The following is a 2,383-nucleotide window of genomic DNA, read 5'->3' as shown; positions in this document are numbered from 1 at the left end:
TTGTCATGATAAAGAGATGAATGTATGCTCCATCTGCTTGATCAACTGTATCCTGAAGGTTCTCGATAATTCTCTGGAAAATATATACTGGCTTAGTAAGTCCGATATCATACATTCCCTTAGGGTTGTCTGAACCAAGTCTTGTTCCCATTCCACCTGCAAGAAGAACGGCAGCTACCTTACCAGCCTTAATTGTCTCAACACCAATCTTTCTAAACTCTTCTTTTCTCTCTTCAATCTCAGAAACCTGCATAGCAGCAAGTGGAGAAAACTCCCCTCTTCCCTCGCTCTTGCCAAGGTTCTTGCAGTTCTCAAGTACTGCAAAATCTGTCTCCTCGATCTGTGTAAGAAGATCCTTCTGTTCAGCCTCTGTAAGCTCATCGTAGTATTTAAGGACGTGCTCCTGTCCATACTGCTGAAGTTTCGCTTTTGCGCTCTGTAAATCCATTTCTATTCCCTCACTTTGAGTTATCGTTTCTATTTTTTCGCCGTTACATTGTAACACAATTAGCTGATTTATACTAACTTATTAATGCGAAAAAGAGCTTACGACTTTTACGACGTAAGCTCTTCATAATTCAATTCATTATATTACTGTGGAGTTCCTGTTACCGGCTGCGCTGGAGCCTGTGCAACTACTGTAGGATCTACAGGAGCAGGAGTTCCTGGAACCCATCCTGCAGGAGCAACAAGAAGTCCATTCTTATCAAAGGTGCACTCTACATTATCAAGAACTGCTGATACCTTTGCAAGCATCTTGCCGTTGTTGACATCAAAGTATCTCCAACCATCAGGAAGCTGTACCCATCCAACAACCATGTGTCCATCTACAGGATCGAGGTAATAAACGCCGTCCTTGAGAGGAGCAAGTCCAAGTGCCATAAGGCCATCAGTTCCAAAGTAGAAGGCTCTGCCATCAATAGCATTCCAGCCCTTGACCATCTTGCCATCAGCGCCAAAGTAATATCTGGCACCAACATCTCCTGACCAGCCAGTGAACATTACACCATCGTTACCGAAAAGATATACTGACTTGTCGATAGTTGTAAGACCAACTGTAGCCTTGTAGTCTGGTCCGAAGTAGAAGCACTGTCCAAGTTCATTAGTAAACCAACCTGAGATAGCAGCGCCATCAGCACCGAACATGAACTTACCAATTTCAAAGGCAAGCATACCAGTCTGCATTACACCAGCTTCGTTAAAGAAATAGAGCTTGTTTCCAATCTGTGTAAGACCAACATGCATCAGATAGTTCTCATCAAAATAGTGAACGCCATCAGCAAGAGGAATAAGTCCCTTCTGACACACGCCATCTTCGCCAGCATAGCAGATTGCTCCGCCTACATCTATAAGACCGGTTCTTCTGACACCGTTAGCATCGAAGAAATATCTTTTACCATCGATGTCTGCAAATCCAACCTTGGCAAGTCCACCCTGAGTAGGATCAAGATAGTATATTCCTGACTCATCCTGAAACCAGCCGGCATTGATGATTCCGCTTGCATCTGCGTGATATCTGCCGTTTGAAAGATTGAGCCAGCCAGACATCCTTCTGTAATTGTGGTAGTAGTAAATGTTACCGCCGTAGCTGTTGAAGCCCTCAGGAATCATGCGACTGAAATAATCTACATAGAGATGATTGATATCAACTCTTGATGGGATTCCTGCAATTGAGCCATGGCTTGTAGACTGCCACATAGCGTAATCACCAGGATACTCGCAGGCGCTGCCATACTGAGCAACCCACTTAGGTGATGATACTACAGGCATTCTGCCCATGAACCAGTTCTTGCTGGCATAAACCATTGGCTCATAACCGTTTGCATAAATTATTCCACAGAAGGTATCAGCAATTGCCTGAAGCTGAGCTGGATTTAAGCCCTTCTGACAGGAATCTTCTATATCTATTGCTATAGGAAAAGATACAGTGTAAGGAGCTATCCATGCCAGAACCTGATTCGCTTCAGCTGCTGCCTGCTCTGGAGTTGTAGCATAAGAATAAATGTAGATACCAGTTCTGATACCTGCAGCATTGGCATTTACAATATTATTAACGAATTGCTCGTCGATACCCTTCTTGGTGGTACCAACTCTGATCATTGCGAATTTAACACCTGAATTCTTGACCTGCTGCCAGTTGATTCCTCCCTGATACTTGGAGACATCAACGCCCATTGCAACCTCAGGACCTCTAGCAGAAACATCCACTTTGGCCGCAGGTGATAAAGATAGAAGCGCCACAGCCCCGATAAGCGCACCTACAGAAAGTAAGGCTTTCTTTAAACTTTTAAACATACTTTTCCCCTCATATTTTAAGTTTTTCTTAACATGTAAATTATAAGGGTTAGCCGTTTACTAGTCAACGCAAGAAAAAAGAGGCCAT

General features: G+C 43.6%; 1 protein-coding gene and 1 pseudogene. Both read right to left on the bottom strand.

Going from position 1 to position 2,383, the window contains the following annotated elements; genetic code table 11:
• Nucleotides 1–448: pseudogene (locus IJI01_RS05910) on the bottom strand (UTP--glucose-1-phosphate uridylyltransferase); the annotation flags it as partial.
• Between the two features lie 143 nt (nucleotides 449–591).
• Entirely contained in the window at nucleotides 592–2,295 is a 1,704-nt protein-coding gene (locus IJI01_RS05905; RefSeq protein ID WP_292187260.1) for a GH25 family lysozyme, read from the bottom strand.
• Between the last annotated feature and the right edge of the window lie 88 nt (nucleotides 2,296–2,383).

It is taken from the genome of Butyrivibrio sp. (genome assembly GCF_017433805.1).
Taxonomy (GTDB): domain Bacteria; phylum Bacillota; class Clostridia; order Lachnospirales; family Lachnospiraceae; genus Butyrivibrio.
The sequence above is the reverse complement of the archived record's forward strand: the minus strand, read 5'-3'. Positions and strand labels throughout refer to the sequence as shown.

Excerpts from the sequence above, each read along its gene's own strand:
- IJI01_RS05905 (WP_292187260.1), bottom strand. The coding sequence starts at position 2,295 with ATGTTTAAAAGTTTAAAGAAAGCCTTACTTTCTGTAGGTGCGCTTATC.